Raw genomic sequence first — 3,797 nt, forward strand, 5'->3', positions numbered from 1 at the left:
ATATCAAGAACCGGTTCGATCCGAAGGTCGAAACGAAATCAGTTCCACTTCCGACACCAAGCGTTCGCGCTGTCCGGCGCGCGGACATATTCAGCACACAGGAAACACCCGAATGAACCATACCGCGTTTTTCGGTAATGGGCAGCACAGCTTTGCCTTGACCCATCCGAAGCACGTCTGCATGACGCCGGAATAATTCGCTTTCGCCCGATCCCTGCGACGCTTGAAGGACGGGCTCGTATCGGTGGAGTTCGTCCCCTTTGCAGGACAGGCCCGCTGATGCGACGCTTATGCCGCCGCGTTCCGGCAATAGCAGGAGGCTCGAACCGGCACCTCGGCTCGGGCAATCGCCCGGTCGAGCAGCAGCTTGACGTGCAACGCCTCGACTTTTTCGCCCCGGCGGGTCAGGCATTCGTGCAAACCGTGCAGGCTCCAGACATTCGCCGGGTGCTGACACGCACGGGCCAACGTATCGTCGAGGCCGAGATCGGCACGATAAACCGCTTCGGCCTCGTCATAATGCCCGGCATCGAGCAGCAACGCGCCGAGCGCGTGACGGGTCGGCTGCATCCAGCCCCAAGGTTCGTCATAGGGCAGGGTATCGTCGAGTTGCACCGAGCGGCGCAGATGTTCGAATGCGGCCTGACTGTTGCCTTTCTTGTAGTCGAGCTCGCCCAGCATCATCGCCTCGGCGACCTTGAGGATGTCCTGGCAGGTGTTGTTGAAAAGCATCCGGCTTTCAGGCACGGCCTTGTGCGCCGCGTCGAATTTTTTCCGCTCGGCTTCGGCAGCCGCGATATCACCCCTGTTGGCCAGCGCCACGGTGCGCGCGTAGCGCATCAGCGCAGTCGTCATCGCGTAGAGCGTTTCATCCTCGGGCAGGTCGGCGGCAAGGATATCATCCCACATGCCGAACCGGATCAGGACATGCATTTTCATCGGGAAGAAGGCTTCAAACCAATCGGCCATCTGCCGCAGTATTGCCTCGTCCGGCAAGGTCTCGACCAATTCGTCGGCTGCCTCCAGCGCAGGTTCGGGCTGACCGAGGAACATCGCGCCGTAGATCTTGAAGTGGTAGTTGTGACAGCGGTAGAGGGTATAGAAATTGTCCGTTCCCTCGCGATCAAGCCATTTACGGTCTGCTTCGATCGCCCTGGAATTCTTAGCGACAACGTTGTGATAATCGCCGCAGAGCACATCGATATGGGTGCCCATGTGGATCAGGTGCCCGGCATCCGGCACCAGCGTGCTCAGCCGATCTCCATGACGCAGGGCAAGCTCCGGATTGGGCGACATCTCCATCAGGTGAATGTAGAAGTGCAGAAGCCCGGGATGGTCCCACGCGCCGGGGAGTTCGAGTGTGCGTTCCAGCACCGACCGGGCCTTGACGGTGTCCGCGCCTTCGGCCGGCGTGCCGGTGCTCAGGTCCCACAATTGCCACGGCGTTCGGTTCATCATGGCTTCTGCGAAGAGTGCCGCCACATCGTGATCCTCGGGGTGAGCCTCGTGGACGTTGCGCATCGCGTCGGCATAGGCGTCGAGCCAAGGACCGATGTCGTCGACGGGTGCGTCGGGGAACCGCTTGTCAATCGCGTCGATCAGTCGGTTTTCGACCGGGAACAACCCGTTAGCCGCGTTTTGTGCGGCCTTGATCGCCGTGCGCGCTGTCGAGATGGCATCCTCGCGTTCTTCCGGCTCCATGCTCTCCCATGGCTGGTTGTAGTTCGGTCCGGACGCGGCGGCGATGCCCCAATATGCCATTGCGCAATCGGCATCCGCGTGCAGTGCCTTTCGGAAACACGTGATCGCCGCCTCGTGATTGTAGGCATAGAGCCAGATCAGGCCGCGGTCGAACCAGAGCTGAGCATCATCGGACCCGGTCGTGATCTTGCGACTATAGTTTCCAAGGTCATAGTAGGTCATCGAGCCATTCCTCCTGCTACACGATTTGGGCACTGCAAATCGACCAAGACGCTTTTATCTCACTTTCGTCTGCCCGATCGGACCTTGTCCATTCTACACGAAAACCTGTCGTTTCGGCTCGGAAAAGTCAGCGCCGCACCGATGGCTAGGCGTATCGCATTATCGGCGATGCCTCAGTTGGGGATGCCCGCGATCAAGAGGTGTTGGAAATAATCGTCGTCGAAATGCACAGCCACGGGCGGCAGGCAGGCCTTGAGATAGCCGATCGTGACATGGGGCAGCTGGTCGAGCAGTCGCGCTGCAGCCGCCTGGGCCACGTCAATCCGCCCAAGGCGAACATTGCCGGCCGCCACCATGCGCCAAGGCCAGACAACGCCAGGATGACGGCGCAGTCCTTCTTCGATCATCGCCAGACCTTCAGTCGGGTCGTCAGCCCAGCGATAATGCGCGGCGGCCCGACCAAAGGTGATCTGGTGCATGAACGGGTCCAGCGGGCTGAGCCGTTCCGCTCTGTCGAACGCCTCCAGGGCGCCAGACACGTCACCGATATACTGCCGAAGCCAGCCCAGCCTGATCCAGGCCCACGCGTTGTTCGGGTCGATGCCCAGGATACGGTCGAGAAAAGTCCGCGCCAGCTGGATGTCGTCGCTCGCCTGCGAATAGGCCCCGGCGATGGCCACAAGCGTGGGAGGGTGGTCCGTGGCCTGTTCTGCCGCGCGTGTTGCCAGGTCGAGGGCCCTTGCGCGTTCTGCTGCAGGATCAGTTGACCACATGTATGTGTTCTGATGTGCATGCACCCAGGCACGCAATGCGAGGGCAGGCAGGTATTCCGGATCCCGCTCCAGCGAGCTGTCCAACAATTGGCCTGCCTGCGCATTGCCTTCCCTCCGGAGCGACCAGAACAGGGGGTAAGCCGTCAGCATCAATTCGTAGGCGGTCCGGTCTCCCGGTGCGGTTTGTCCGGCGCGGTTGATTTCTGCTGCACGCAGGCTGGGTGAGACTTGTCCCGCCACCTGCGCGGCGATGCGGTCCTGGAGGTCAAACAAATCGTCGATCCGATCATCAAAGCGTTCCGACCAGAGCACGTGTCCGTCTGTGCCGCGGACAAGCTGGGTCGCGATGCGCACCCGGTCGGCAGCGCGGCGCAGGGTGCCTTGCAGAAGGTAGTCGGCACCCAGCCTCTCCGCGATTTCGCACACCGACAAAGGTTCCCCGCGCAAAGCGTAGGCTGACTGACGCGCGATCACGTCGAAATCACGGCTGCGGCTCAACGCGCCGGTGATCTCCTCGACCACCCCGTCAGCGAACATGTCGGCATCCGGAGCACCCAACTCGTCAAAGGCCAAGACTGCTAATGTGGCGCGGTCCGCTCCCTTCGGACGCGGCAGACGAAGGTGCTGTTGCGGGTCCAGCGCTCTTTCCTGACGCAACCAATCCTCGAACGCTTCTGAAGGCAGATCGAAACCCTGCAAGAAGCTTCCGTTGTCGCGGCGCACCGTAACGGCTGCTTCATCCAGCCAGACGGCTTGTCGGTCCGCGTGCACCGTTTCGCCCAGGACCTTTCGCAACTGCGACAGTTCCTGGCGGAGCGACGCGCGGGCCTGTTCCTCGCTACGGTCGGACCAGAGCAGGTCAGCCAGAGCGCTGCGCTCCGCGCGCATCCCGGGCTGAAGAGCTATGTAAGCCAACATACCCTGCGCCCGGCGGCTGAGCCCCGACAGCGGAACGCTGCCCAAATCAGCGCGGAACGGTCCAGTCAGATGCAGTATCAGATGAGATGGAGTGGTTGCCGCCCTCCCAAAACGGCATCGCAATGTGCCAAAGTCGTGGTGTTGAAAGCCACACAACGGAGAGGACGGCGAGATGAAGGATAT

General features: G+C 61.4%; 3 protein-coding genes. 1 reads left to right on the forward strand and 2 read right to left on the reverse strand.

Features of this window, described 5'->3' with window-relative positions; translation table 11 throughout:
* Positions 1-196: hypothetical protein (locus LCF60_RS23740; RefSeq protein ID WP_292295003.1), on the forward strand; the 196-nt coding region annotated here is incomplete at its 5' end.
* Positions 197-288: 92 nt separating this feature from the next.
* Here the strand turns inward: LCF60_RS23740 and LCF60_RS23745 are convergent.
* Together LCF60_RS23745 and LCF60_RS23750 are read right to left on the reverse strand one after the other, a co-directional pair.
* Positions 289-1,923, reverse strand: coding sequence for a hypothetical protein (locus tag LCF60_RS23745; RefSeq protein WP_292295004.1), 1,635 nt, complete (start codon positions 1,921-1,923; stop codon positions 289-291).
* A 173-nt stretch (positions 1,924-2,096) separates the two neighbouring features.
* Entirely contained in the window at positions 2,097-3,614 is a 1,518-nt protein-coding gene (locus tag LCF60_RS23750; RefSeq protein ID WP_292295005.1) for a hypothetical protein, read from the reverse strand.
* Positions 3,615-3,797 lie beyond the last annotated feature (183 nt).

Origin of the sequence: Marivita sp., assembly GCF_020055635.1 — a bacterium.
Taxonomy (GTDB): domain Bacteria; phylum Pseudomonadota; class Alphaproteobacteria; order Rhodobacterales; family Rhodobacteraceae; genus Marivita.

Bases quoted from the DNA above. Each gene is read 5' to 3' on its own strand.
- LCF60_RS23750 (WP_292295005.1), bottom strand. From the start codon at position 3,614: ATGTTGGCTTACATAGCTCTTCAGCCCGGGATGCGCGCGGAGCGCAGC.
- LCF60_RS23745 (WP_292295004.1), bottom strand. From the start codon at position 1,923: ATGACCTACTATGACCTTGGAAACTATAGTCGCAAGATCACGACCGGG.